Source organism: Nostoc sp., assembly GCF_036919615.1.
In the GTDB taxonomy this organism is placed as follows: Bacteria; Cyanobacteriota; Cyanobacteriia; order Cyanobacteriales; family Nostocaceae; genus Nostoc.
In genome coordinates this window covers 19,615-44,470 of record NZ_JBALCN010000041.1, presented here as the reverse complement: position 1 = coordinate 44,470, position 24,856 = coordinate 19,615, and the positions used below count along the sequence as shown (strand labels likewise).

Annotated in this window: 27 protein-coding genes; 6 read left to right on the top strand and 21 right to left on the bottom strand. The window is 44.9% G+C overall.

Annotation, left to right across the window (positions count from 1 at the left end; all coding sequences use genetic code 11):
• Positions 1-256: 256 nt before the first annotated feature.
• The gene (locus tag V7K48_RS12845; protein WP_335072953.1) at positions 257-397 is read right to left on the bottom strand and encodes a hypothetical protein; all 141 of its coding nucleotides are present in this window, start codon (positions 395-397) and stop codon (positions 257-259) included.
• Positions 398-630: 233 nt separating this feature from the next.
• On the opposite strand from V7K48_RS12845, the gene V7K48_RS12840 reads away from it, so the two are divergent.
• Positions 631-879 (top strand): hypothetical protein, encoded by a 249-nt coding sequence (locus V7K48_RS12840; RefSeq protein ID WP_335072951.1) that lies wholly within the window; start codon positions 631-633, stop codon positions 877-879.
• Between the two features lie 185 nt (positions 880-1,064).
• The gene (locus V7K48_RS12835) at positions 1,065-1,466 is read left to right on the top strand and encodes a nuclear transport factor 2 family protein (RefSeq protein ID WP_335072949.1); all 402 of its coding nucleotides are present in this window, start codon (positions 1,065-1,067) and stop codon (positions 1,464-1,466) included.
• A gap of 120 nt (positions 1,467-1,586) precedes the next feature.
• On the opposite strand, the gene V7K48_RS12830 is transcribed toward V7K48_RS12835, so the two are convergent.
• The 8 genes from V7K48_RS12830 to V7K48_RS12795 form a co-directional block, all read right to left on the bottom strand.
• The gene (locus V7K48_RS12830) at positions 1,587-1,898 is read right to left on the bottom strand and encodes an RNA recognition motif domain-containing protein (protein WP_334814905.1); all 312 of its coding nucleotides are present in this window, start codon (positions 1,896-1,898) and stop codon (positions 1,587-1,589) included.
• A 264-nt stretch (positions 1,899-2,162) separates the two neighbouring features.
• Positions 2,163-2,702 (bottom strand): phycobiliprotein lyase, encoded by a 540-nt coding sequence (locus V7K48_RS12825; protein ID WP_335072947.1) that lies wholly within the window; start codon positions 2,700-2,702, stop codon positions 2,163-2,165.
• 539 nt (positions 2,703-3,241) lie between these two features.
• A complete protein-coding gene (locus V7K48_RS12820; RefSeq protein ID WP_335072945.1) occupies positions 3,242-4,558 on the bottom strand; it encodes a Gfo/Idh/MocA family protein in 1,317 nt (438 codons plus the stop codon).
• Positions 4,559-4,752: 194 nt separating this feature from the next.
• Positions 4,753-5,130: a hypothetical protein gene (locus V7K48_RS12815; RefSeq protein ID WP_335072943.1), complete on the bottom strand. Its 378-nt coding sequence runs from the start codon at positions 5,128-5,130 to the stop codon at positions 4,753-4,755.
• 59 nt (positions 5,131-5,189) lie between these two features.
• Positions 5,190-5,912 (bottom strand): DUF4142 domain-containing protein, encoded by a 723-nt coding sequence (locus V7K48_RS12810; RefSeq protein WP_335072941.1) that lies wholly within the window; start codon positions 5,910-5,912, stop codon positions 5,190-5,192.
• Between the two features lie 153 nt (positions 5,913-6,065).
• Entirely contained in the window at positions 6,066-6,953 is an 888-nt protein-coding gene (locus V7K48_RS12805; RefSeq protein ID WP_335072939.1) for an NAD(P)-dependent oxidoreductase, read from the bottom strand.
• A gap of 603 nt (positions 6,954-7,556) precedes the next feature.
• Entirely contained in the window at positions 7,557-8,624 is a 1,068-nt protein-coding gene (locus V7K48_RS12800) for an aldo/keto reductase (RefSeq protein WP_335072937.1), read from the bottom strand.
• 469 nt (positions 8,625-9,093) lie between these two features.
• Positions 9,094-9,471: a DUF6632 domain-containing protein gene (locus tag V7K48_RS12795; protein ID WP_335072935.1), complete on the bottom strand. Its 378-nt coding sequence runs from the start codon at positions 9,469-9,471 to the stop codon at positions 9,094-9,096.
• A gap of 706 nt (positions 9,472-10,177) precedes the next feature.
• Here V7K48_RS12795 and V7K48_RS12790 point away from each other — a divergent pair.
• Positions 10,178-10,396, top strand: a complete 219-nt coding sequence (locus tag V7K48_RS12790; protein ID WP_335072933.1) for a hypothetical protein — start codon at positions 10,178-10,180, stop codon at positions 10,394-10,396.
• Positions 10,397-10,434: 38 nt separating this feature from the next.
• Positions 10,435-11,487 (top strand): aldo/keto reductase, encoded by a 1,053-nt coding sequence (locus V7K48_RS12785; protein ID WP_335072931.1) that lies wholly within the window; start codon positions 10,435-10,437, stop codon positions 11,485-11,487.
• Between the two features lie 32 nt (positions 11,488-11,519).
• On the opposite strand, the gene V7K48_RS12780 is transcribed toward V7K48_RS12785, so the two are convergent.
• Positions 11,520-12,395, bottom strand: a complete 876-nt coding sequence (locus V7K48_RS12780; protein WP_335073233.1) for an SDR family oxidoreductase — start codon at positions 12,393-12,395, stop codon at positions 11,520-11,522.
• Here V7K48_RS12780 and V7K48_RS12775 point away from each other — a divergent pair.
• The gene (locus V7K48_RS12775; protein WP_335073251.1) at positions 12,335-12,649 is read left to right on the top strand and encodes a hypothetical protein; all 315 of its coding nucleotides are present in this window, start codon (positions 12,335-12,337) and stop codon (positions 12,647-12,649) included. The two genes, V7K48_RS12780 and V7K48_RS12775, sit on opposite strands and share 61 nt — an antisense overlap.
• A gap of 248 nt (positions 12,650-12,897) precedes the next feature.
• Here the strand turns inward: V7K48_RS12775 and V7K48_RS12770 are convergent, their stop codons facing one another.
• The 3 genes from V7K48_RS12770 to V7K48_RS12760 form a co-directional block, all read right to left on the bottom strand.
• Complete coding sequence (locus V7K48_RS12770) at positions 12,898-13,659, bottom strand: macro domain-containing protein (RefSeq protein ID WP_335072929.1); 762 nt, start codon at positions 13,657-13,659, stop codon at positions 12,898-12,900.
• 114 nt (positions 13,660-13,773) lie between these two features.
• Positions 13,774-14,601 carry a hypothetical protein gene (locus V7K48_RS12765; protein WP_335072927.1) on the bottom strand — a complete coding sequence of 276 codons (828 nt, stop codon included), beginning with the start codon at positions 14,599-14,601 and terminating at the stop codon, positions 13,774-13,776.
• Positions 14,602-14,614: 13 nt separating this feature from the next.
• The gene (locus V7K48_RS12760) at positions 14,615-15,181 is read right to left on the bottom strand and encodes a hypothetical protein (RefSeq protein ID WP_335072926.1); all 567 of its coding nucleotides are present in this window, start codon (positions 15,179-15,181) and stop codon (positions 14,615-14,617) included.
• Between the two features lie 59 nt (positions 15,182-15,240).
• On the opposite strand from V7K48_RS12760, the gene V7K48_RS12755 reads away from it, so the two are divergent.
• Positions 15,241-15,363, top strand: a complete 123-nt coding sequence (locus V7K48_RS12755) for a hypothetical protein (RefSeq protein ID WP_335072924.1) — start codon at positions 15,241-15,243, stop codon at positions 15,361-15,363.
• A 261-nt stretch (positions 15,364-15,624) separates the two neighbouring features.
• Here V7K48_RS12755 and V7K48_RS12750 read toward each other — a convergent pair whose 3' ends face one another.
• The 8 genes from V7K48_RS12750 to V7K48_RS12715 form a co-directional block, all read right to left on the bottom strand.
• Entirely contained in the window at positions 15,625-16,554 is a 930-nt protein-coding gene (locus V7K48_RS12750; RefSeq protein WP_335072922.1) for a cation diffusion facilitator family transporter, read from the bottom strand.
• Between the two features lie 274 nt (positions 16,555-16,828).
• On the bottom strand, positions 16,829-19,042 hold the full coding sequence (locus V7K48_RS12745) for a xanthine dehydrogenase family protein molybdopterin-binding subunit (RefSeq protein WP_335072920.1): 2,214 nt from the start codon (positions 19,040-19,042) through the stop codon (positions 16,829-16,831).
• Positions 19,039-20,022 (bottom strand): FAD binding domain-containing protein, encoded by a 984-nt coding sequence (locus V7K48_RS12740; RefSeq protein ID WP_335072918.1) that lies wholly within the window; start codon positions 20,020-20,022, stop codon positions 19,039-19,041. The genes V7K48_RS12745 and V7K48_RS12740 overlap by 4 nt, the downstream gene beginning before the upstream one ends.
• A complete protein-coding gene (locus tag V7K48_RS12735; protein ID WP_335072916.1) occupies positions 20,009-20,632 on the bottom strand; it encodes a (2Fe-2S)-binding protein in 624 nt (207 codons plus the stop codon). The genes V7K48_RS12740 and V7K48_RS12735 overlap by 14 nt, the downstream gene beginning before the upstream one ends.
• 337 nt (positions 20,633-20,969) lie before the next feature.
• On the bottom strand, positions 20,970-21,536 hold the full coding sequence (locus V7K48_RS12730) for an IS630 family transposase (RefSeq protein WP_335072914.1): 567 nt from the start codon (positions 21,534-21,536) through the stop codon (positions 20,970-20,972).
• Positions 21,537-21,805: 269 nt separating this feature from the next.
• Positions 21,806-22,207, bottom strand: coding sequence for a helix-turn-helix domain-containing protein (locus V7K48_RS12725; protein WP_335072912.1), 402 nt, complete (start codon positions 22,205-22,207; stop codon positions 21,806-21,808).
• A 722-nt stretch (positions 22,208-22,929) separates the two neighbouring features.
• Positions 22,930-24,267 (bottom strand): tetratricopeptide repeat protein, encoded by a 1,338-nt coding sequence (locus V7K48_RS12720; protein ID WP_335072910.1) that lies wholly within the window; start codon positions 24,265-24,267, stop codon positions 22,930-22,932.
• Positions 24,194-24,853, bottom strand: coding sequence for a hypothetical protein (locus V7K48_RS12715; RefSeq protein ID WP_335072908.1), 660 nt, complete (start codon positions 24,851-24,853; stop codon positions 24,194-24,196). The genes V7K48_RS12720 and V7K48_RS12715 overlap by 74 nt, the downstream gene beginning before the upstream one ends.
• Between the last annotated feature and the right edge of the window lie 3 nt (positions 24,854-24,856).

The following is a 24,856-nucleotide window of genomic DNA, read 5'->3' as shown; positions in this document are numbered from 1 at the left end:
ATGTCTAAAGTGACTTTATTTTATATATTATCTAAGTAATTAAGTTACTTTCAAAATTTTGACTCGTATTCCCATGTCTAAAGTGACTTTATTTTATATATTATCTAAGCTAAAGAATGATATATCTTAGCTAAAGAGTGACTCTTTGATCTATAATACAAATAAGATAAATAAAAAAAGCCCGTTAACTCCATAATTGACGAGCTTGAATAATTAAATGACTGAAAAAGCTATTCGCAGTAGCCTAATCATTTTGTCATTTTTGTTTCAAAAGTGTAATTCCTGAAATTACCGATTTAGCAGCAGAGTCGGTATGTTCTGCTGTTTTGGCAACATTGAAAGATATGTAAGCCAACACAAGCAGGGAAGCAAAAGACACGATAACGTGTTTGTTCAAAATTCCCTCTTATTTAATTTGAATCCCCAAAAAAAATTTTTAGGGGATTAATTACTATTGTACAGTAAAAAACACTTGCTTGATGTAGAAATACTGAAAAGTATAGCCTCAAGCTAGAGTTTGGGGCTAATTTGTTTTAAGGCTGGAAATTATACTGCACTACTGGTTTGATTTTTTGCAAAAACTCCATTAATCCTGAAAACTTTTAACCAGAGCGCTCGCAGTAATATTCAATGAATTTAGAAATCATTGCGATGACGTTACGTGAACTTGAAGATCAAGCACTGAGATTATCTGCCGAGGATCGTTGGCAGTTAATTAATACATTGGTGCGATCGCTCCAACCAAAACTCCAGCCAACGTCAAAGCCGAAGGGTTTAGCTGCGAGTTTAATCGGCATTGCGAAGACTGACACCATGCCACCAACAGATGAAGAAGTGAAAGCCATGCTAGATGAGCGGTTGGTGCAAAATTATCTGTAATGCGAGTTTTATTTGATACAAACATTTTGCTGGATGCTTTGCTAGCGCGTGTTTATAATTGAACTCAGGTTCCAGAGCGATCGCCTGATGCTGCTTAAAAGTAATCAAGAAAGTAAAGTGGGTAATGAATACCCATCTTTTTTGCATAGGGTAGTATAAAGTTAGTTTCAGAAAAGCTATTAAGCATGATGGCATCAAGTGGAAAAGCAGACGAATTAGAGGAATCCCTTCTCCATAAGTTTGAGGAGCGTTTGCTTCAACCGGATGTCCGAAAGTCAAATAAAGATGTCATGGACTTACTTACTGACGAGTTCATTGAGATCGTCAGATCAGGGCGTGTTTTTGATAAACAGCAAATTATCAAGAGCTTGCAGAATGAACCCATCGAACCCCTGACTCAAAAATCGATAACAGAATTTAAAACCATAGTTTTGGCAACGGGGGTTGTTTTAGTCACCTATCGGATAGTCAGACATAGTAGATCTGGCGAACAGCCTGTTCATTCGCTGCGAAGTTCCATCTGGAAATTGAACAATGATCGATGGAAAATGATCTTTCATAAAGGCACTCTGGTTAAAGAATCATAGATGCAGTATAATAAGCAACTATCCGAAATTATTCATAGTTCAAGTTTTGTATAGAAAAGGCTCAAGCATTGCTGCTTAAGCCTTTTATAAATTCAATTAAGTTGCTTTAGTAAATTTGGTTTAGTAGCGGTTGTTACGGAAATTGCCGCCGCCGCCACCACGGTTACCACCAAAGGAACCGCCTCTGTCTTCTCTGGGCTTGGCCTTATTTACTTTCAGGTCACGACCCAACCATTCAGCACCATCAAGAGCTTCAATGGCTTTTGTTTCTTCATCTTCTGAACCCATTTCCACAAAAGCAAAGCCGCGTAAACGACCTGTTTCCCGGTCAGTGGGTAGCTGAACACGCTTTACAGAACCATATTCTGCAAAAACAGCACTCAGCGCATCTTGCGTAACTTCATAAGAGAGGTTACCTACGTAAATTGACATTGAATGTCTCCAAAATCATAAGTTTGTAGAGATTTAGATTTCGGAGAGAAGTCTGTAATACCAAAAGGGAAAAGCCTGTCAATACTAAAAACAAACACTGTCGCCGAATTAATTCTCATTTCACTTCCCATGATGACATAGCAACTAACTTTCTGGGGGAAAGTTTAAAAAAATGTTATAAAAAGTTATGTTACCAGTTGATAGCTAGGTGCTGGCTAGTCCGAAAACGGGTGAGAGTGTAGCCAGCTACACCCGCCCGATAAACTAATCCACTCTCTTTTCTAAATATTGACCAATCATCAACTGCTTACCAGCACGAGAGATAATCGTTTGTCTGGTGCGGTATTTGCTGCCAATTAGCTTTAACTCTTCTTCAAACATTGAACCGTTGTACTCAGTTCGCAAACACAGTGTTTTAGGGTTAGAGAAATAATACTGAGCGGTGACTGGTTTGGATATGGCAAAACCGCGATCGCGATACAAAATGTTTCCCATAACTCCAAATATCGTTGAACCTTGCGACTCTTTCCTTGCCTTGGGCACATCCATACCTTCCCATGTAACTGCTGCACCACAGATCAGACTACCTATATCAGCCAAATCGTGCATCTGAGCTAGCTTTTGCAATTCATCACAACCCTGCTCTAGAAAATTGATCGTAACTATACTTTCCATCTCCTTGGTTTCTCCCTCAGGTAGGGTGTAGTAGCGTCGTTGCGATCGCCACTTCCCCACTGATTCCTGGAAAAATTCAAAAATCTGCGATTCGTCAGCAGTTTGTGCAATTTTTAGCAATAATGTCACTTGTAACTTTCCTGACCTAATATTTGGTGGCTATAGTAGATATCAGCCTTTTGTTTGCTGTCTATGCAATTGCTTGATCAATATTTTACAGCGTCAAAAAAAGCAATTTATATTTACTATTCTTAATATATCGGCTCAAGGGTAAAAATTACTAGGCATTTTGCTATGTAAGCCTAAGTATGAATATAGGAACGAGATAATCCCTGAATAATTTTGGCAATTTGGCATCCAAAACTTTTCTGTTGTAGCTTTATGGCATACCTTTGGTTCAAGTCATTTCATATCCTTGGCTTTGTGGCTTGGTTTGTAGGCTTGTTTTACTTACTGCATTTCTACTCTGACAGGACTTACGCATAGGTAACGGAAAATCGAACCGCAGAGGACACGGAGAAATAAAAGTTTCAGAGAGTTCTTGCGTAAGTCCTAACTATTTAAAGCAATGGCAGCTATGAGTTCTGATCGCGTATTAGTTCGGTACAATTGCTTGCCAAGCTGGGCCATTCATTGCCGCTCCCAAGTTGAGCAGCGTATGCACGTATTTACTTCAGCATTCGAGGAGCGGGGCCACGAGTGGTATCTAGTCCTGACACACGTGGTAGAGTAATGGTTTTGCCTGTTTGTGCAGCTTCGTAAATCAACGCTATCAGTTTTTGGTCTTGCAAACCTTCTTCACCAGGGGTATGGGGTTGCTTATTTTGAATCACACAATCCGCCATGTGATCAATTTCTAAAGCAAACTGATTCTTCTCGCCTATCCGCACTTCGCTGACATTTTCTGCCATGCTGTTGGTTGGTGATTTGCGTGAAATCATCATCCGCAAACCGTTGTAGGAGAACGCCGGATCGAGTTGTCCCCAAGCATCAGAGCCGAAGACACGAAACCGCCGTGCTTCGTGAAAGCCGTAGCTAGTAGAGCAAATCGCTACTATTCCACTGGGAAACCGCATCTGAAAGGTAACGCTTTCTTCCACTTCTTTGAAGCGCGGATCGCCAGGAGTGCTGAAGGTTTGGGCATTAATTGCAATCGGTTCCTCTCCTGTCAAATAGCGAGTTGCATTCAAGCAATAAACTCCTACATCTGGTAAACAGCCACCTCCAGCTAAAGCGCGTTTCAACCGCCATTGGTTTAAGTCTCCGCCCTGATTTTGTCCGTTATCTGCCTGAATCACCTTCACAGTTCCCAATTCTTTGCTACGGATCATCTGAATCATGGCGCGATGATGCGGCTCATATTGGCAGCGATAAGCAATCATCAGCTTGCGATCGGCTTGTTTGCACGCGTCGATCATCTTTTGAGCATCTTCCACCGTAGTTGCCATTGGCTTTTCACACAGAATGTGCTTCCCTGCTTTCGCACCACGCACCGTATATTCCCGGTGCATACTGTTGGGCAGTACTATATAGATCACATCAACCTCTGGATTGTTGCGGAGATTATCGTAATTCTGATAGTTGTAAACGTTCTGCGGTTTGATGCCATACTGCTGTGCAACTTGATTGGCTTTGGCAGCATCGCCACTAACTAATGCAGTTGGCTTTGCTAGTTTACATTCTGCAAATGCAGGCATGATTTCTTCCAATGCCAGTCTGCCCAGTCCGACGATCGCAAACCCCAAGCGTCGCTCTGGGGGTAATGCAGTTGGTGGCCCCCCTGTTTCAACTTCGGTTGATGCCGAGATGGACGGAAACTGAATCTGAGGTGGCAAGGGGCCTCCGTGTGGGGTGGCTTGCTGAGTTGGCTGTTGGGCAGCAACCTCTTCGCCCACACTACCAATTGCAGTGGCTGAAATGGCTCCTAACCCAGCAGTAGTTATAATCTGACGACGAGAAAATTTTCCTTTAAACAATTCAGACATCGTGGTTCCTTAAAATTCTCCTTTAAACAATTCAGACATCATGGTTCCTTAATGATGAAATTTTGAACTTAGGGATTTCCAAGAAATAAATTATCCAAATAAACGAACCACAGAGGCGCAGAGAACACAGAGAGAAGAGAAATAGAGAAGATTTGTGTGTTAGTTTTGGGATATTTATTTTACTTGGAAGTCCCTTAGTACAGCATTTGATTAACTCGTAGCGAATTAAATTTAGCAATACCCTGCAATGCCAATGCGTCAGCTGACAATGCTAATGCGTTCCCCTGCGAATTAAAAATGCTACGCGTAGCTTGCTTCTTTGCAGGAATACGCGCAGCAGATGCACCAGAAGGACGGTAATAAAAGAGGCAGTGCGATCTTTCTTCTCTACGAGACGCTACGGGGGTTTCCACGCCACTTGACGGCAGTTGCTTTTCCAAAGGGAGACGTGCAAGGGACAAGTCGGGAAACTGTAAGGGTGCACTGCCTCCTTTATGCCTCTTAACCCGTCCACCCTTATGGGTTCGCCAGTCACCTGCGGAAGGGTTTTCCTCCCACAGTGCTGGACTCACCGCAGTGGCTCCACATGAGCGACTGCCGTCGCAAAGAGAATTAACTGAACTGTATTGCCTTACGGGGTACTGGTTGAAGTTGGGGTACTAGTTGAAGTTGGACTACTGGTTGAAGTTGGGGTGCTAGTTGAAGTTGGGCTACTAGTTGAAGTTGGGGTGTTAGTTGAAGAAGTTCCAGAATTAACAAGGGAACGAACCTGTTTTAGGTGTTCTTGGAGGGTTGGTAGCGCTTGAGCCGCAAATGCTTTCAGATCGGGATCTTGTCCCTTTTCAGCTTCACTTTGAAATGCAGCTACATCCTTTACATGATCTTGAAGCATCAGATTCAGATATTGGTGATCAAAGGTAGTACCAGAAAGCTTAGATAAGCGTTGACTGGCTTGCTGATTTTTTTTGCCAATAGTAGTTGGCAGTGTAACACCTTTTTGAGCCGCCAACTGTTTGAGTTGATCGTTCACCGGGGTGTGATCATCAACCATACGCTGTCCATACTGTTTTACTGCATCACTAGTTCCACGTTGTGATGCCAATTGTCCTAGTTGGACTTCTGCTAAACCCCCTTGAGCAGCTTCAGTCATGAACTTTTTGTCTGAAGAACTGAGGGTATTTTGCCCTGATGTAGTTGGTGACGCACTTGGTGATGGACTCTCTGTCCTTTGTACAGACTGAGCAGGTGGAACTTCAGATGTATTCTGGTCATGCGGAGTAGTTGGTGTGCAACCAGTCGCCATAGATAAAGCGATCGCCACTATACCAGTAGAGAATATTTTGAAGTTGGACATAATCAATGCTCTCCTTAGATAAAGCTATATCTTGAAACGTAGAATGAAAAACAAGCGCGATCGCCCAATTGAGTACGACCACTAATGCTGAAGATGACGAGTTGAAATTACGAATTACAAGATCATCTCCAGATTTTATTTAATAATTTGCAGTTATGATTCAACAGTTACTCCTGCTTCTAACTCCAAAGCTTTGATCAATGCCGATGCATTTTCTTCCCCCCATCCTTGACTAACCGCTGTTTTAATGGTTTCTCTGACAATTGCAGCAGCAGGCATTGGAGAATTTAAATCTTGGGCAAATCGAGCGATCAAATTGGCATCTTTGAGCAAATGCTTTAACGCAAAACTTGGCGTAAAGTCGCGATTCACCAACATCTTGCCTATGCCATCAAAAATCGGAGAGCGGAAATCCACCACATGCAGCACATCAAGAACGTCTTGTGGATTCAGTCCAGCTTTAGTTGCCAGAATCAGCGCTTCTCCTAATGCTTCGATTTGGGTTGCCACAATCGAGTTCCCGATCAGTTTCATCGACGCGCCTTTGCCAGTGTCGCCCAGATAATGAATCGTTTCGCTTAACGACTCCAAAATTGGTTTGACTTGCTCAAATACCTCCCGTTTGCCACCAACGACAATCCACAATCCTCCAGCTGCGGATTCGTTTTTACTGCCGAAAACAGGCGCATCAAGAAATTCAACTTGCTTTTCGCCATAGGCTGCGGCTTCTTTGCGGGAAGTGTCAGGATGAACTGTACTCATGTCGATCGCAATTTGTCCCGATCGCACGTTCGATAAAATGCCATCTTGCCCAAAGACAACCTCTTCAACCGCATTGTCATTCGAGAGCGAGTAGAGAATTGCCTCGGCATTCTCTACGGCTTGTGCTGGTGTTTGTGCTTGTGTTGCACCTTGTTCAACCAGAGGCTTACAGGACTCTAGACTACGATTCCAAACGCTCAGATCGTAGCCCGCTTTGAGCAAGTTGGTTGCCATCCCACTGCCCATGATGCCGAGTCCTAAATACGCAATGCGTTTCATAATGATGTTCTAGATGGTGTCTTACTTCAAGAAAATAGTCATACTTTTAGCACACACAAAGTATGTCGAAGTCAACCCGTTTGTACCTCCCCTTCACATCATCGAAGTTTTGAGGATAAATACATCTTCCAATCGATAGACTCAGCAGTAATCAAGACAGGGATAGCAGTGAATCCCCTGGCTTTTTGTGAAGATGCATCAAGTCAATTGACACAAAAATTGATTTTGAGAAGATGTGTGTAACGCATCAACTCGATCTAACGTCACACTTGCGAAATTGCGTAGGTGTAGCCCGCACTTCTTTACGTTCGCGCAGCGTGTCCCAGACAGACGCTCTTGCTAGCTTGACAACAAAACTCAGTCACCAGAAAGAAAAAGGTACAAGCCCCTAAATTTATTTTGGTGGTTCTTAATCTTAATTTTGACTTTTGACTTTTGACTTTTGACTTTTGACTTCCCCAAAGGGTCTGACCATCGTAGACATCGCTTTTTGCATAAAAAACAGTTGAACATAAATAGTCGGACAGAATTAATTACATAACGTCATTTGATTACCTTTGCAATGACTGTAAATATTTTTGTTCACCTAATTAGTATTGATCTTTACCCAAGATAAGCTGGATTCATGGCTGTACTGTCATTTTGGTTTGTAGTTTTATATCGTTCGTACAGCCCTTTAGCCGCTGCCTCACGGGTACGCGCTAACAGTGCTGTAACTCGTGGCTGATCCATTGGCTCAAAGGTGCGGACTGCCTCAAACGCCTGGTCTAAAATTCTCATACTGTCGATGCCCGTAATTACGACTGACGTTGGCAAATTCATTGCGTAGTGCAGGCACTCGATCGCACTGACGGTGTTGCTTCTGAGAATGTAAGACTCCCCGATCGATTTCATTCCCAGTACACCAATGTTGTTTTTTACTAGCACAGGTAAAACCTGATGTTCAAAACTTCTAAAATGGGCATCCATCACATTCAATGGCATCTGCACGGTGTCAAAGTGGAAACCATTTTGTGTGGCAGTTTCCAACATCTGAAGGTGAATCAGGGGATTCTTGTGTCCTGTGAAGCCGATATAGCGAATTTTGCCCGCTTTCTGCGCCTCGACGACTGCCTCCATCGAACCGCCAGGAGCAAAGACGCGATCGGGGTCTTCAAAGCGCAGTATTTCATGATGCTGCACTAAATCAATGTGATCGACTTGCAAATCTTTGAGCGATTCATCAATCTGCATCTTGGCAGAGCCTTTAGTGCGACCATCGATTTTCGTCATTAGGAAGACCTTTTGGCGATAACCATCCTTAAGAGCATTTCCCATCCACCGATGGCTACGTCCATTATGATAGTCCCAAGAGTTATCCATAAAGTTGATGCCGCGATCAATGGCACTACGGATCAGCTTGATACTTTCTTGCTCCTCTTCAATTTTTCCAATGTGAAACCCACCCAAGCCAATCACAGATACTTTTTCTCCAGTGCGTCCGAGGGTGCGATATAACATTTCGCCGCGTCGAGTTGGAGTGGGTGTTTGGGCTAGTAGTTGAGTTTTTTGATCAACAGGTTCTGTTTGAGCGAGGAGCGGCTGCAAAAATCCTTCCGAAACTGCAAGTCCTGCCGCTACTAATCCCGAAGCAGAAGCAGTTTTCAACAAGCTGCGTCTACTAATCTCCATAATTGTCTCCTACAAGCAACAACAGGAATGAGCCGAATAGTAGCACGACAATCTAGTACAAAGACTCTAACTAAGGAGTGTTTTGAAACATACACCATAAGATGCATTCACAATTCAAACCGATGCATTCATAATGCTTAACTTTTGTTTAAGCTTGCTTGATTTAAAACTTTATCAATAAAGGCAAGAGGAAAACTGCCTCTAAGGGACTTCTAAGTAAAAAAATAAGTAAATGGACAAAAATATTTACAGTCATTGCGAGCAAAGCGTTTACGAAGTGTCTCGTAAAGCCTGCGGCATAGCTACGCTTAAGGCGCGGCCTCTTGTAGAGAGGAAAAGCAACCCTAGCCTTTGCGATCGCTGTTTCAGCTGCAAGAGTCTTTTGTCAATCAAATCGATTCATGCCTTTTGCACTATTCGGCGTTGCAGTTTACCACAGATGCGATCGCGCTTCCTATTTCTCTACCAATCATGTACTTGACACTACTTTGCGGGGCGCTAAAAAGCCAAGGACAATTGCTACCAAGAACAATGCTGGAACATCACCAAACAGGTGTCCATGTTCAACAGGGTCAATTACTGCATGTACCGCCATGATCAGCCCGTGGACTACACTTGAGGTGACGGTGAACCAGATTAAACTGAGATAAGCTTCTGGTTGCCTTGAAGCCAACAGCAAAAAGACACCAAGCGTCGCATAAACACCAATGATCATCTGTTCGTATTCGTGCTGACCTGGTTGCCATAACCAGCCTGATGCCCAGACCTGACTTAGCGGATAGATAAGTAAAAAAGCTATTCCAAAAAGAACCAGAGCGATTCGTAAGTAGCGATCGCGCCCATCCATTGCTTTAACCTCCGCTATTTTATAATGCAGTCTCTACTACAAAACTGGATAATTTTGTGATTGTATTCCCATTAGTGACACTTCAGCTTTGGAGTGTTAAAAATTTTAATGCTTCTCATAGTTTAAAACTGATTCAGTAACAATTTTAGCCGTCCGTGTCTAGCAATTGGCGCTAAAGAGCCAAGTAATATCCCTGAACAAGTTCACGCACCCCTGCAAACATTAAAACATTAAGTGGATTAGTATATGCGTTGCCCTGTTATTAAAATGCAAGCCGATAGATTCATAGTGCAAGCCGATGCATTAAACATTTCCGGAAATCAATTAAGACCCCTCTCCAAACCTCTCTCCGCTCCGGGGAGAGGCTTAATTTTCGTGATATTTGTATGTAATAGGACTTACGCAAGAACTCTCTGAAACTCTTATTTCTCCGTGTTCTCTGCGGACTCTGCGGTAGCCTGTGGCAAGCCGCTTTGCGTCTACGATTTTCCGTTACCTGTGCGTAAGTCCTGTGTAAATTTAAGGTAACTAAATCTTTTCCGGAGATGTCTATAGGGATTTCTAAGAAATATAATTATCCAAGAGAACAAACTATAGAGGCGCAGAGGGCACGGATAGAGGATTGTTGTATAAGATTTATGGATGTTTTTTAATTTGGAAATCCTTTAACAGGGTTCTACATTTTGCCTAATACTGAAGCAGACGCTTGTCTTGGACTGTTTCGGCAAAAGTTAAACTACCTCTGTTTTGGGCAAAGGTATTGCGATTAGTAATATATTATCTCAAGTACGATTCCGTGGGGCTGTGGGCGCATAGCACCCGCAAACTTGAGGCGATCGCTAAAGGCGTCTTTTATGCTGTGTCTCAGCTAGATGATGTCGATGTCAACGAAGTGATTGTCCGCCCGACAGCTAGCGCAGTCTAGACAACGGATCGTGTAGTTCCAGTCAGAGAAGAACCCCCATGAACCTCACCGCCTTCCGCACCCTCGGTCGCTCCGGCTTAATTGTCAGCCCGCTTGCCCTCGGCACTATGACCTTCGGCACCCCGCGATGGGGTGCGCCCGACGAGGTTTCGGAGTCTATCTTCCACACCTATGTCGAGGCGGGCGGCAACTTCATCGATACTGCCGACGTCTATGCCAAGGGTCGTAGCGAAGAACTAATCGGTAGCTATATTGCCGATCGCAGCCTGCGCGACCAACTGGTGCTTGCTACCAAATTCACCTTTCACACCGGCGAACCGGGCAACCCGAATGCGGGCGGCAACGGACGCAAGAACATCTACCGGGCGATCGAGGGATCGCTGCGTCGGCTACGCACCGACTACGTTGACCTGTATTGGATGCACGCCTGGGATCTGGTTACGCCCGTCGAAGAAGTGCTACAGTCGTTCGGCGATCTGGTGCATGCTGGCAAGATCCGCTATTTCGGATTCTCAGACGTGCCCGCTTGGTACACTGCCAAGGCAGCCGCGCTTGCTACAGCGCACAGTATTCCCGCACCGATTGCCTTGCAGCTTGAATACTCCCTCACCGAGCGCAGCATCGAGCGCGAACATCTGCCTGCTGCCCGTGACTGTGGACTCGGCATCTGTCCCTGGAGTCCGCTTGCTGGCGGTTTTCTTGCTGGCAAGTACCAGCGCGAGGGTGAAGGAGCTACCGGACAGGGACGCCTCAGCGGCAGCAATCCCTTCGGCAATCAGAAGTTTACTGATCGTAACTGGCGCGTCCTCGACACCCTCCGAACAGTCGCCGCGCAAGTTGAGCGCCCCCTGGCGCAGGTCGCCCTCGCCTGGGTTTCGGCGCAGTCCGGCATTACCTCGCCGATTCTGGGTGCCAGCAAGCTCGAACAACTGCACGACAACCTGGACTCGCTGGACATCCGCCTCACCCCAGAACAGTTCCAGATGCTAAACGAAAGCAGTGCGCTTGATCCCGCCTTCCCCTACGGCATTTTCACAAGCGAGGTGAACCGCAGCCTCTTCGGCGGTACGACCGTCCAGGGCTGGGGATAGCTGCTTCGGTTGATCAGCTGCACAACAGACTATTAGGCAATACCGTTACCACCCGTTATGCCATAAACCTCTCCTGTGATGTAGCTTGCCTCCTGTGAAGCAAGCAGTACGTATACAGGAGCGATCTCTACAGGCTGTCCGGGTCGTCCTATCGGAACCGTGGAGCCAAATTTCTCAATCTTTTCCTGAGTTTGACCACCACTGGGCTGTAGCGGCGTCCAGAACGGGCCGGGCGCTACAACGTTGACACGCACACCTTTCTCAATCATTTGTTTAGAGAGTGCTTTGCTGAAAGTAACAATGCCTGCTTTGGTGAGCGCATAGTCAATGAGTCCCTCTGAAGGTTCATACGCCTGAATAGAAGCTGTATTAATGATGGCTGCGCCCGGTTTTAGGTGCGGTACTGCTGACTGTGTAATCCAAAATAGCGCGTATAGGTTGGTCTTGAGCACCTTATCGAACTGCTCGGTGGTGATATCGCCAATAGAGGGACTAGTACTCTGTGCGCCGGCATTGTTGACGAGAATATCTAAACCGCCCAGAGATTCTACTGCATCTGTCACGAGTTTTCGGCAAAAATTCTCATCCGTAATGTCACCCGGAAGAGCGACGGCTTTGCGTCCCGCTTGTTCGATCAGTTCTATAACTTCTCGTGTATCCGACTCTTCACTGGGAAGATAGGAGATTGCCACATCAGCCCCTTCACGTGCAAACGCGATCGCTACAGCACGTCCTATACCGGAATCTCCTCCGGTGATCAACGCCTTTCGGTTTGTCAGCTTTCCAGATCCTGTATAGCTCTCCTCACCGTGATCCGGCTGAGGGTCCATTTGTTGAGCTAGTCCCGGTGCAGGCTGCGGTTGACGAGGGAAGGGCGGCCCTGGATATTGCTGACGTGGATCTTGCATCTTCAATCGATCGTTTGTCATCTGTTGCTCCCATGAATGTGATGTATTCAATTAATGTAGCGATCGCTTTTGTATCGCATCTACTCACTTGGTACAACAAAACCGTTGTAATTAGGAATAGCTTTAAGACTTTGGTGCATCTGTTCGACTCTACCTTTCGGCAGACCCCCAACAAAGCTCTCCTCATGGATAGCAAGACATTTGGGAGATTATTAGCAGCACAGTTAATCAACTTAATTGAGTTTGGAAATTAGCGATCGCCAATTGTGTGATTGAGCTTTCATCGTTTCGGCGATAGCATTTATAGGATTCGGCATTGCAGTTTATGAGAGATGCGATCGGGCTAAGGTTAAAGATCCACTACAGCAAATATCTTTTAACTTTGCGCTGGGGGCTTGCGTCCGTCTGTTGCAAAGCGTTTGTTAGCCTGCAATTGACTTCTCAATGTTCAATCCCATCAACCTACTTTGCTATTTTATATCTAGTCAAAGACGATTTTGGCTCAAATACACATTGAGTCTAAGAAGTCTTCAAGTGTATACAAATCCACAGACTTGAAATCTTTAGGATAGATTACTAGTGTTAACTTCTTCGTCACAAAGTCTTTCTTCGACGCAGCAATGAATGAAATAACAATGAGCATCGTTAAAGTCATGAGGGCAAGATTCGTCCGAGCAAGGTCTGAGCCAATTATCGGGATAGCAACCTCTAATCCATGACCTTTTAGCCGCACCTGTTCCCAGAGAGAACTTAAAGAATGCCAAATATCATCAGCAGTTGACCTGACTTTCAGATTATTCTCCATATAACCATAGGCATTTAAGAAGAACCGTTTATCTGGTGATCCCAATACAAGAGTTGTGCCAATTGGATATCGCCAAAATTTCCCCTTTTTCTTATTCTGTTCCTTCTTTTTGTCAGCCTTTAAAGGCTCTAAAGCAATATCAATCTCAGCATCCAAGCGTCTTTGGTCGCCATTGTAAACTCGTGAGAGGAATTGCCCTTGGACACTTGAGGGTTTGATGATCTCCCCCAATTCGGTATCGAAAACATCGTTAGCCCCAATCACTAAGTGCCCAGGTTCATCAAAGAGGTCACCAATTTTAATCTCTATCGTGGTATTGGGTGATGACAATGATCTGGAAACCGAAAAGCGAGGAAAGTTCAATGCGATTGCAATTAGTAAGGAAAGGGAAAACAATCCACCATAACCCCACCATCCCCATTTGAACCATTCAGGTAAGAAGAGTCCTGCTGGTTCCAAAAATAGCTAGATCACACCGAAGATACTAGCAAATGTAGCTCCTAATTTTTTGAGTTTGATCGAGGTTAGAAGATTAAAGAACATTACAATTTTCGTAGAATGATTACCGTTCATTTATGCACTGAGAGTACAGTTTCCTAAAACTTCAATAATGCAGGCTTCCTGATTGGAATATACTCGCCTTTTTCCTCGAAATCGAACAGACATCACTTTGTTCTTAATTGGACCAACCTCTAACTCTAAAACATCTTCAACAAGTTGACTCATCTTCAGATAATACACTGCCCATAGCCATGCTTTTGGCAAAAATAATCTCGGTTGTGTTTGAAGCTTTGCCCATAGTTCTGGAAAAATTCCTTTTTTAACTTCTACTGTATGGTTGTATGGTCCAGTAATTTGAGTAGTAGGAAAGAACCGTCCGATATCTTTCGGAAGTGCTTCTCCTAGCAATATCTGACGAATACGCAATTCAGCGATTTCGTCAGCACTGTAGTTATTGAAATTCGCCTCCAATATAAAGCTACTATTCTGTGATCGCTGAATTGGTTTAAGCGTAATGTTAAAGCTCGTTTTCCCTGCTATCAACTCAGATAACACAGAGGACACTTCCATAATGCCAGCATCATGCTGATCAGCATAGTAAATCTGCTTTTTATAGTGAAATTCTCCTGGATCAAGAGACTTTAACTCAGCAACCTGCTCCATATTCTTCGGTGACAGTCGAAGAATTATGCTTCGGTCTGACTGAGTAGCACTTGACTCGGTTTGGAAAAATTTATCATTCAACATGACCCAATCTCCTAAGTTTTTTACAGACCCAGTACTTCGGGGATTGCTGCTTTTTGAGGCAGGAGTTTTTCGAGGTGTTACAGATGTCTTGTTTGCTGATGTTATTTTCTTGCGATCGCTAGCTACAGCCGTAGATTCAGGTTTTGTTTTCACCTGCGGTGTCTTCTTACCCTGCTTCTTCGCGGCAGTAAGAGGTTGGGACGCTCCACTGGTATGCTGGTTTAGCCAGAGAGTTAAATGCTCTCGCAATTTCGCGAAAGTGAGCAGGAGTTTTATATTCCCGAAATAACCCTTTACCTCGAAACTTAGCTTTAAACTCCAGTGCCTCTTCTTGTTGTCTCAATTGCTCCTTTGTAGTAAGGTGAGATGGTGCTTCACGGAAGTAGAACCAAACCTGTGGTTTTCCTTTACGCATTAAACTTCTGACTGCTCGTGCAAACTCCTCTGCCGTTCCAGATTTTGCGCGTGGAGTCGGTGTTCCAATCCGATTCCACATAATGCCGATAAATAGCTCATACTCTTGCATCTTGCCAATTTGTTCATTAAGTATGGCTTGACCATCTTTACCGTAGCTGGGAAAAGCGTTTGCTGAACTAACAATATCAAGCACAATTCCCTTATATGCTGCGACGGTTCGGTTAATCTCGTCTTTTACTTTTTCCACATAACGACGCTCTGTAGCGACATCACTTGGGGAGGCAAGAAAAATTTTTAGCTTTTCTACTTGCGCCATTGTAATTTGATCAACACAGGCTATTGGATAAAGCGGATAAGATTCTAACTATTACTATTGTGACAAATAGATATAACTCAGATCCTGCTTTACTAAGTTATAACCCAGACCTTTGTATTGGTAAGCGGTTGGATTTAAGAAAAAATCAGAGCGCGATCGCGATCGCGCTACTTGCCAATTAGTGTCGTCTTACGGTTTTGTAATTGCATCGGTCTGCAATGTTAATGCATCAGTCTGTTATGCTAATACATCGATCGCCAGTTAATCAACTTAATTGAGTTTGGAAATTAGCGATCGCTAATCGGATGATTGAGCTTTCATCGTTTCGGCGTTGCAGTTGATCAGAGATGCGAACTGCCGAAGGCGGCAGCGCTTCCGCAGAGCGGACGCTTCGCGAACGCTATCGCACGATTCCTTAAAGCTCAACGGCAGCAATTAATCTGTTATCTTATATCTTGCATTTGCTGATTACTCGAACGCTCCAACTCCAAATCTTCCCAAGAAACTGGATCTTCTATAGGTTCCAGGTGAGTTGTGACGTGGGTTGAAGGCAGCACCCGAAGAATAGCAAGCTCAATTGCCTCGCACAAATCATGCCCTTGTTGGACTGTCCAAGATCCAGGCACAAGAACATGAAAGGAAACAAAGCGGCGAGTTCCAGCAGTACGGGTTCGCAAGGCATGGAACTGGATGTTTTGACGTTTGTACTCCTTAAGGATGCTCTTGATTCCGTCAATTTCTTTTTTAGGCAAAGCTGCATCCAGTAACGCACTACCGGTTTCCCGCAGCAAACGAAATCCTGTCCAAGTAATATTTGCTGCTACTATCAGTGCGACAATTGGATCAAGCACGAGAGCGCCTGTTACTTTGACGAGCAAGATTCCAACTACCACACCACCCGAAGTCACTACATCGGTAAATAAATGGTGAGCATCAGCCCTCAGTGTAATCGAACGCAACCGTCGCCCTGCCCGTAGCAAGATAAAGGCAACAACGCCATTGATTGCTGTTGCAAATAGGGAGAGTGCCAACCCCAATCCTAGCTGTGTTAATGGTTCTGGATGCAACAACCGTCCCCAGGATTCAACAGCAATGCTAATGGCTGCCACTACAATCAACGCACCTTCTGCACCACTGGAAAAGTATTCGGCTTTAGAATGCCCAAAAGCGTGTTCGGCATCGGCTGGTTTATCAGCATAAGTCAATGCCCATAGAGCGACCAATGCTGCCACTAGATTTACAATTGATTCAATAGCATCTGAAAGTAAACCTACTGACCCGGTTAGCAGGTAAGCGCCAAACTTTAGAGCAATAGTGACGATTGCCGCTGCAATCGACAAGAAAGCGTAGGAGCGGGCTGATCGACTACTCATCTCGGTCACGGACGTTACTACAGTGATTCCGAACTTAGAGTACCAAATTCTACTTTAGTCGTCATCAACCCTGAGACTTCTACTGATTCGCAAAAGAAATTACAGATCAATATGCTCAAGACGCGATAAATCGCGTCTCTACATCAGGATTTTGGGCTTATCTGAATATTTACTACAGGATATGATTGCCGCGGATGAACTTCTTGCTGATACTGGTAATGTAGCGATCGCCAAGTTTCGGCGATGCCTACGCCTGGCTACGCCTACGCAATATCTACAGCAGTTTGTCTAATGTAATTGGCAAATCGCGGACGCGCTTTCCTGTGGCATGATAGACAGCGTTGGCGATCGCCGCCGCAGTGCCGGTAATCCCAATTTCGCCAATTCCTTTGACACCAAGCGGGTTGATATGTGGATCGTGTTCATCAACAAACAACACCTGAATATCAGGAACGTCTGCATTCACTGGTACGTGATATTCAGCTAAATCGGCATTGACAACACGCCCCCGATGAGGGTCTGTTACCGTGTGTTCCATTAACGCCATACCAATACCATAGATAATCCCACCGATCAGCTGACTGTTGGCTGTTTTAGCGTTGAGTATGCGTCCCACGCCAAAAGTTCCCACCCAGCGCGTTACTCGCACTTCACCCAAGTCAGGTTCAACGCGTACTTCGGCAAACTGCGCTCCAAATGCGTGCATTGAGAACTTCTTTTGTTCCTCTCCCAGCTTGGCATCTGCACGCGCTTCGATCATTTTCATTCCATGCCGTGCCAAGATTGCCCCATAAGTTTCGCTTGCAGACGATTTATTTTTTAAGAAAAAGCTGCCATTTTCAGCAATCACATCCTCAGCGTTTGAACTATAAAGCGGCGATTTTTGATCGGCAAGTGCTAGTTCCAAAAGCTGACTGCGAGCTTGATTTCCGGCTAAATGCACGGACGAGCTGACACTGGCGGCAGTTTGGGAACCACCAGAAACGGGGGTTTCTGGCATCTTAGTATCGCCTAGTTCAAAGCGGACTTTCTCAACTGGTAGACCAAGTGCTTCAGCTGCAACTTGAGTCATTACAGTATAAGTTCCGGTGCCAATATCTTGCGAACCGCTCTGGACAACGGCTGTACCGTCTGCCATAATCTGGGCGATCGCCGATGCCGGAGAACGGTTGGTCGGATAAGTTGCTGTTGCCATACCCCAACCAATCAAATAATTGCCATCTCGCATCGAACGGGGCTTGGGATTGCGCTTCTGCCAGCCAAACTTTTCTGCTCCTAATGTGTAGCACTGGATGAGTGACTTGCTCGACCAAGGCAGTCCTTTACTGGGATCGACATCAGCATGGTTACGCAGACGCAGCTCCACCGGATCGATATTCAGCGCATAAGCCAGTTCGTCCATTGCCGATTCTAGGGCAAAAGACCCAGAAGCTTCGCCTGGCGCCCGCATAAAGGTTGGTGTACCCTCATCCAGCTGAACCAGACGGTGGCTAGTTTCAATATTCGGGCAAGCATAAATCATCCGGGCGCTTTTACCAACAGGTTCGATAAATTCATCGAAAGTTGAAGTCTGCGAAGTGCCAGCGTGTCGCAGAGCGGTCAATTTGCCCTCGCGGGTTGCACCTAAAGAAACCTGTTGAATTGTCTCTGGTCGGAAGCCAACAGGCCCATACATCTGTATCCGTCCCAGTACCAGTTTGACTGGGCGATTAACCTGCCGTGCTGCCATCGCCGCTAGAGGCACATGCGACCAAGCCGACCCTTTGCAACCGAAGCCACCGCCCACAAAGTAAGACATAACGCGGACTTTCTCTGGTTCAATTCCTAATACCCCTGCAACTTTTTGTTGAGCCGAAAAGATCCCCTGAGTTGCGTCATACAGCAGCAGTTGATCGCCTTGCCAAACTGCTGTTGTGGCATGAGGCTCCATTGGATTGTGATTTTCGATCGGTGTAGTATAGGTTTGCTCGACGCGGACAGCAGCCGCCGCTAGTCCCTGGTTGACATTGCCGTGAACTGAATCGGGCGACTCTTCTCTGGGGATTTTCCCTTTAGGCAAGTATGCCTTAGCGAGATTGTCCCGCATATTAATAGTCGGTTTCTCTTCGTCATAACGAACTTGCACCAGCGAGGCAGCATACATAGCTCGTTCAAAGGTATCGGCAACGACGACACCGATGTGCTGACCGCTATAAAGCACAACGTTATCTTGTAGCACTTGCAGCTTGCGCCCGCCGCCCTTTTCTCCAAAAGCTTTGGGTGCGTTGAGGTGGGTAATAACTGCTAATACACCCGGTACTTGTTCCGCCGCCTTTGTATCGATTTGGGCAATCTTACCTTTGGCGATCGTGCTTTGAATCGTGACTCCATAAGTCATTTTTGCGACCGGAAACTCAGCTGAATAGCGGGCGCCACCCGTCACCTTCAGATGTCCATCGACTCGATTTAGCGGTTTGCCGACAACTGTATTTGTATCCCCTGTATTCATGCCATCCCTCCTACCGTTGCCAGCGCCTTAACAATTGTGCGTTTAGCTAGTTCGACCTTAAACCCGTTGTATTTTTGAGGTTTAGCTCCAGCGATCGCTGCTGACGCTGCTGCAAGAAATGTTGCCTGATTTGCAGGCTTGTTCAAAAGCACTTTTTCAGCTTCGTAGGCACGCCAGGGCTTTGTTCCCACCCCACCGAGGGCAATACGTGCCGAGCGAATGATCCCATTTTCAATATCTAATGCAGCCGCAACCGATGCCATTGCAAAAGCATATGAGGCGCGATCGCGGACTTTTAAATAGTGTGATCGCTTCGCAAAGTTTGAAGCAGGTAAGTCAACGGCAACAATTAACTCTCCGTGTTGTAGAACCGTCTCTCTTTCTGGTGTATTGCCGGGTACGAGATGAAAATCTACCAGCGGAATACTGCGCTCTCCATTTGGCCCGCGCGTTTGCACAACAGCATCAAGTGCCACCATTGCCACAGCCATATCAGAGGGATGGGTGGCAATACAGCGATCGCTACCGCCGAGAATTGCGTGGATGCGGTTGTAACCTTCGATTGCTGCACAACCTGAACCTGGAACACGCTTGTTACAGGGCATCGAAGTGTCGCGGAAGTAATAGCACCGGGTACGTTGCAGCAAATTTCCACCCACCGTCGCCATGTTTCGCAGTTGCGGTGATGCCCCAGACAGCAACGCCTCCGATAGCACAGGGTAACGCTCCTGAATCATCGCATCGTAAGCAACATCGCTATTGCGTGCCATTGCGCCAATTCGCACGCCGTTGCCCTGCATTTCTATCTTGGTTAGCGGTAGTGGGTTAATGTCAACCAACTCTCTTGGTGTCTGGACATTCAGCTTCATCAAATCGATTAGGCTGGTACCACCGGCAAGATACGAGGCTTCGCCATCTGGAGCCACCAATGCCACGGCATTTTCCGCTTGTCCCGCTTTTTTATAGTTAAACGGCTGCATCTTTTTTTCCCCCTAAGACATCGCGGACAGCAGCCACGATATTTGGATAAGCGCCACAACGGCAGATATTGCCGCTCATCAGTTCACGAATGTCGGCATCCGACTTAGCGTGTCCCTCGTTCACCAAACCCACCGCCGAACAAATCTGTCCCGGTGTGCAGTAGCCGCACTGAAACGCATCGTGGGTAACAAACGCGGCTTGCATCGGGTGCAGCTTGTTTCCTTGTTCCAGCCCTTCAATAGTTGTGATCGCAGCGTCAGTGTGCATAATCGCAAATGTCAGGCAGGAATTAATCCGCTGCCCATCAACTAGCACCGTGCAAGCACCGCACTGACCATGATCACAACCTTTTTTAGTACCAATTAGCCCGATGTATTCCCGAAGTGCATCAAGTAAAGTAACACGCGGTTCAATCTGCAAACTATGTGCTGTTCCGTTCACTTGCAACGTCACCTTCATAGTCTCAGGTGTCGGAGTTGCCAGCTTTGGCGTAGTTTTTCTGACTTGAGTTTGTGCTATACCTTTCTCTACAAAATTATTAATTGTAGCCGCTACTGTGCTGAGGATCATCAATTGACCCAACCTGCGGCGTCTTAAGACAAACCTCATCTGTTTACTCCATTCCGATTTTGTTGGTAATAATATTGAGTAATTCTCTTGACTTCAATTCTTTATAGAAAACCACTCTTTTTTACAAGCATTTTACTAAAAATGGCATTATTAACAGAATACAATTTCATCTGGTTATCGTCTCTCTATCAGAAGATTTATACCAGAAGTATCATTTAGATTTTTCATGATGTTTTATAATAAAAATGCTTTTTAAAGTTAGAATTTATCGTAATTATTCAATTAATTATCTCTACCATTTATTAAAAATTACTGTTAAAATAATCCAGGGCGATCGCATCTAAATAGCTGCTTGATCATAACTAATACCAATTCTCTATGAAGATGCATAAAATAAAGCTTCATGGAAGAGAACTTCAAGAATGAAATCATAACTAGTCAAAGAAGAGATTACGAGAGAAGATAATTGAGCTAACTCGTGTTGAACTCGTTGGCGCAGTTGTTGTAAATTAGAGAAACTTTCCCCCTTAAACTGGCGTTTAATAAATTGCCACAATCGCTCAATTGGATTGAGTTGAGGGCTATGAGCAGGTTGAAAAATCGGGATGAGATTTTCTGGCCAAGACAGTGCCTTAGCTTGATGTGCAGATGCTTGATCCATTTGCATGAGTGCCATGTCTTTACCCAGTTCTTGGGATAGGACATCAAGGAATTTCTGAAAATTCTCACTGTCCAGATGAGGATATTCCTGACAAAAATGCCATCCTGTGAACGGTTCAACTACTCCATACAGCCAGAATACCTCTCTTGGCCACTGTACGTTGACTATAGGTTTTACGCCACGAGCCGTAATCACCCGCCCTGTTTCCGTTTTCAATCCGAGTCTGGTCTCATCCTGACACAGGTAAAGCAGTCGCTTTCCTTGACCTAAGAGCTCTTGCAAGCTGACAAAGGCGCGGGGAATGTTTTTTTAAACAGGCTCACAGCCTGTTCATCTTGTTGTTGACTCACAGGTCGAGGTATTTTCAGTTTCGCTTGGAGTTGATAGCGTACCAGACGATCTGACTTTTCACGGGATGTGGAAAAGGTTATTTTGAGGGTTTCTCAAACCCTAACTTTTACGTTACCTATTTTCATTAACTTAGAGTTATTGAGAATTAGACTGTGGAAAAAGCCACGCTGTTTCGTGGTTTGAGGACTTACCGTGAAAAGTCAGACCAGACGATAGACTGTTTTATATTTGACTTTTACAAGAAATTCCTGCTTGAGCCACTCTACAATTTCCCCATAGCTACCGAACCCTTGGGGTGATTCCAGTTTCTCCTCTAACTGCGAACGCATTTGTGGTGTAATCTTGGGAGTTGCTCCTGGTGAGGTTTTCACCTCTAATAATTTCCCTAGCCCTCCTTGCCGATATTTTTGTAACCACCGTGTTACAGTTGAGCCGTCTCTACCTAGTCTCTGACTCAATTGTTGATGCTGTGTCACTTGTCCTGTTTTGATCCACCACAGAAGAAGTAATCGTTCTTTTTCCATAGATGTCCGAGCCTTGCTGAGACTTTTGGACAAATACTCAGCACTCTCCGATATTTCTAAATTGAAAGGGCGGGCCATTGTTTGCTTCTGATCTTATGTTTTTCCCGCTCTTTATTCTACAGTTCTATGCAGCCTCACATAGAATTGGTATAAGGTTAAGAAGCAACGAAAAAATCAGCATTTCTCGTTTGATTTCTTTTCCCCTACTCAAAGGATGTCTACGATGGTCAGACCCTTTGGGGAAGTCAAAAGTCAAAAGTCAAAAGTCAAAATTAAGATTAAGAACCACCAAAATAAATTTAGGGGCTTGTACCTTTTTCTTTCTGGTGACTGAGCTTTGTCGTACCACTTCTCCTTGGGAGACGCTAGCACGAACGTGGAAGCAAGCTAGCAAGAGCGTCTGTCTGCGACACGCTGCGCGAACGTAGAGAAGTGCGGGCTATTCGGCGTCGCTTCACTCTTTGTGAATAAACAAGCCTGAATGAAATTATTTTCAACTATATTGAGAATATGCTTTTTTTATTGACATGATGCGATCGCCCTGATATCGACTTTATCCAAAATTAATAACTCGGTTTTCTTTATCTGGCAAAAACCCTAGCTTTTGAGCAAATACTTTTTCCCAATCAGAGATTATCGATGAAGTTCAAAAAGTAAAACTACGCTTCCACAGATGTTTCAGTGATAGCGTAGACGCTTTTTAGAGCCTTGCCACAGGCATGGCGTTGCGAAAAAAATAGATCAAGTCAAGTTGAGAGAATGTTTGGAAAGTATTAAAGGAATCAATTAAGCATCTCGACTCATTGCCCAAAAGAGTTTAATTGCAGATAAGTCTTTAAATCTTGTGCTGCCTCTTCTTCTCGCTCTAAAGCGGTAAAGGCGACTGCCCGATTCTGGTATAAATCGGCGGTTTCAGGTGCCCATGCGATCGCTTGATTCAAATCATTCAAAGCTTCTTGATAGCGTCCGGCTTCATAATGCAGAATGGCACGGTTGGCCAATACTAGAGGTTGGTTAGCATCTAGAGCTAGTGCTGCATTATAGTCCGCCAACGCCGCCTGCGGTTGCTCTAACATATCAAATACTTGAGCACGAGCCACTAGCACTGAAAACTGATTTGGTTGTAGATCGAGGGCGGTGGAATAGGCATGTACTGCTTGTGGCATTTTACCCAAGCGTCGATAGCACTGTCCGATATTTGCCCAAACTTCTGGATAAGGTGCGCTTAACTCAATCGCCTTTAAATAGTCCTCAAGGGCATCGTTTAAGCAACCTATCTTAAAATACAAGTTACCGCGCGAGTTGTAGTACTCGGAGTAATTGGGGTCAATAACCATCGCTGCTGTAAAGTAATCGATAGCTTCCTCGTGATTGCCGATGAAATCATAAACCTGAGCAATGTTAAAAAGTAAGACTGAGCGATAAAGAAGATGTTGTTCCGGGTTTAAGAGGGCATTAATTTGCTCGTAGCACCATTGGCAAAGTTCTACAGCTTCTTGGTGTCTGCCTTGGCGGTAGCGGATTAGTGCCATGCCGTTACAGTTAAAGGTTTTTTGAAACAGTTTTACGTCTTCTGGTATATTGCTACGAGCCAGTTCTGCTAAACCTCGTTCCAGGTACGCTTCCGCCTTCACGATGTCCCGTTCTTGCAACTCGCGGATATACAACATTGCCATCATAAAGCAACCTTGAAACAGGTTATCAGGATTGTTCGTTCCCTGCATGGCTCGTTCCATGATTTCAAAGGCTTCTAGAGGTTTATCCAGAGCTACGTAACTGGTGTATAACATAGAATGGATCAGCCAGCGCTTTTGTATGTCCTCCGGATAGTAGCGCTCTCGCTGTATCAAGGCAGCCTGAGCAAACGCTAGAGCATCTTCGTAAAAACCTTTTCTGTTATAGATTGCAGCAGCCTTGATTTGATATTTCAATGCCAACTTTGGTTGGTTGCTTAATAGCAAATACTGGATAAGTCGTGGTAGGTGAATCTCTTGTTCAATTAAGTCATTTTTCAGTTGCTGTTCTAGTTTCCCAGCTAATCTAGCCATCTCTTGCGGGGAAATATTAGTTGTCGGACTGGGAAGTAAGTTGAGGCGGATGTGCTCTAAATACTGGTTGCTGAAACTTACCAATAACATCTTTGTGATTTGCTTCGGGTGCGATTGCCACCAGCAAAGTTAAATTCAACTGCTGACTGCGACGGCGCATCAATTCTGCAAAAAATATCCGTACCAAACCGCCAGAAAAATCATAGCGATCGCAAGCAATCACCCACTGAGAATTTTGAGAACGTTCAAACCAAGCAGTGAGAAGATCAATAATTCCGTGGATAATCCGAAATGCTCGGTCTGCTGGGTAGTTGCGGATTTGCTCTTTTTGAGCAGCTATGTCTGTTAAGCTGGGATATCGCACAGATATAGTTCGCCGCAAGGCTGGTAAAACTCTGGTTAACTCATAATTGTGTTTGATAATCAAATCCGCTGCTTGCGCCTGAACTTGGGGAAGTATATCGGTTAATAAATCCTTCAACCCAGCCCAAGGACCATCTTCATTATGGTCGCAATTGAGCAACCAAGTAGTCGCCCCCCGATCTTCAGCTTGATTGAGCCATTGTTGCAAACAGTTACGACGCGATTCCCCAGATTCTGCTTCTAATACAACTACTTTATTCATTTCTTGAAGAGGACTTGTTGGTATACTGCTTAAATCCAAAGTTAAATCCATAAA

Excerpts from the sequence above, each read along its gene's own strand:
- V7K48_RS12840 (WP_335072951.1), top strand. The coding sequence starts at position 631 with ATGAATTTAGAAATCATTGCGATGACGTTACGTGAACTTGAAGATCAA.
- V7K48_RS12835 (WP_335072949.1), top strand. The coding sequence starts at position 1,065 with ATGATGGCATCAAGTGGAAAAGCAGACGAATTAGAGGAATCCCTTCTC.
- V7K48_RS12830 (WP_334814905.1), bottom strand. The coding sequence starts at position 1,898 with ATGTCAATTTACGTAGGTAACCTCTCTTATGAAGTTACGCAAGATGCG.
- V7K48_RS12820 (WP_335072945.1), bottom strand. The coding sequence starts at position 4,558 with ATGTCTGAATTGTTTAAAGGAAAATTTTCTCGTCGTCAGATTATAACT.
- V7K48_RS12810 (WP_335072941.1), bottom strand. The coding sequence starts at position 5,912 with ATGTCCAACTTCAAAATATTCTCTACTGGTATAGTGGCGATCGCTTTA.
- V7K48_RS12805 (WP_335072939.1), bottom strand. The coding sequence starts at position 6,953 with ATGAAACGCATTGCGTATTTAGGACTCGGCATCATGGGCAGTGGGATG.
- V7K48_RS12800 (WP_335072937.1), bottom strand. The coding sequence starts at position 8,624 with ATGGAGATTAGTAGACGCAGCTTGTTGAAAACTGCTTCTGCTTCGGGA.
- V7K48_RS12795 (WP_335072935.1), bottom strand. The coding sequence starts at position 9,471 with ATGGATGGGCGCGATCGCTACTTACGAATCGCTCTGGTTCTTTTTGGA.
- V7K48_RS12785 (WP_335072931.1), top strand. The coding sequence starts at position 10,435 with ATGAACCTCACCGCCTTCCGCACCCTCGGTCGCTCCGGCTTAATTGTC.
- V7K48_RS12780 (WP_335073233.1), bottom strand. The coding sequence starts at position 12,395 with ATGCAAGATCCACGTCAGCAATATCCAGGGCCGCCCTTCCCTCGTCAA.
- V7K48_RS12760 (WP_335072926.1), bottom strand. The coding sequence starts at position 15,181 with ATGGCGCAAGTAGAAAAGCTAAAAATTTTTCTTGCCTCCCCAAGTGAT.
- V7K48_RS12750 (WP_335072922.1), bottom strand. The coding sequence starts at position 16,554 with ATGAGTAGTCGATCAGCCCGCTCCTACGCTTTCTTGTCGATTGCAGCG.
- V7K48_RS12745 (WP_335072920.1), bottom strand. The coding sequence starts at position 19,042 with ATGAATACAGGGGATACAAATACAGTTGTCGGCAAACCGCTAAATCGA.
- V7K48_RS12740 (WP_335072918.1), bottom strand. The coding sequence starts at position 20,022 with ATGCAGCCGTTTAACTATAAAAAAGCGGGACAAGCGGAAAATGCCGTG.
- V7K48_RS12735 (WP_335072916.1), bottom strand. The coding sequence starts at position 20,632 with ATGAGGTTTGTCTTAAGACGCCGCAGGTTGGGTCAATTGATGATCCTC.
- V7K48_RS12725 (WP_335072912.1), bottom strand. The coding sequence starts at position 22,207 with ATGGCCCGCCCTTTCAATTTAGAAATATCGGAGAGTGCTGAGTATTTG.
- V7K48_RS12720 (WP_335072910.1), bottom strand. The coding sequence starts at position 24,267 with ATGTTATTGGTAAGTTTCAGCAACCAGTATTTAGAGCACATCCGCCTC.
- V7K48_RS12715 (WP_335072908.1), bottom strand. The coding sequence starts at position 24,853 with ATGGATTTAACTTTGGATTTAAGCAGTATACCAACAAGTCCTCTTCAA.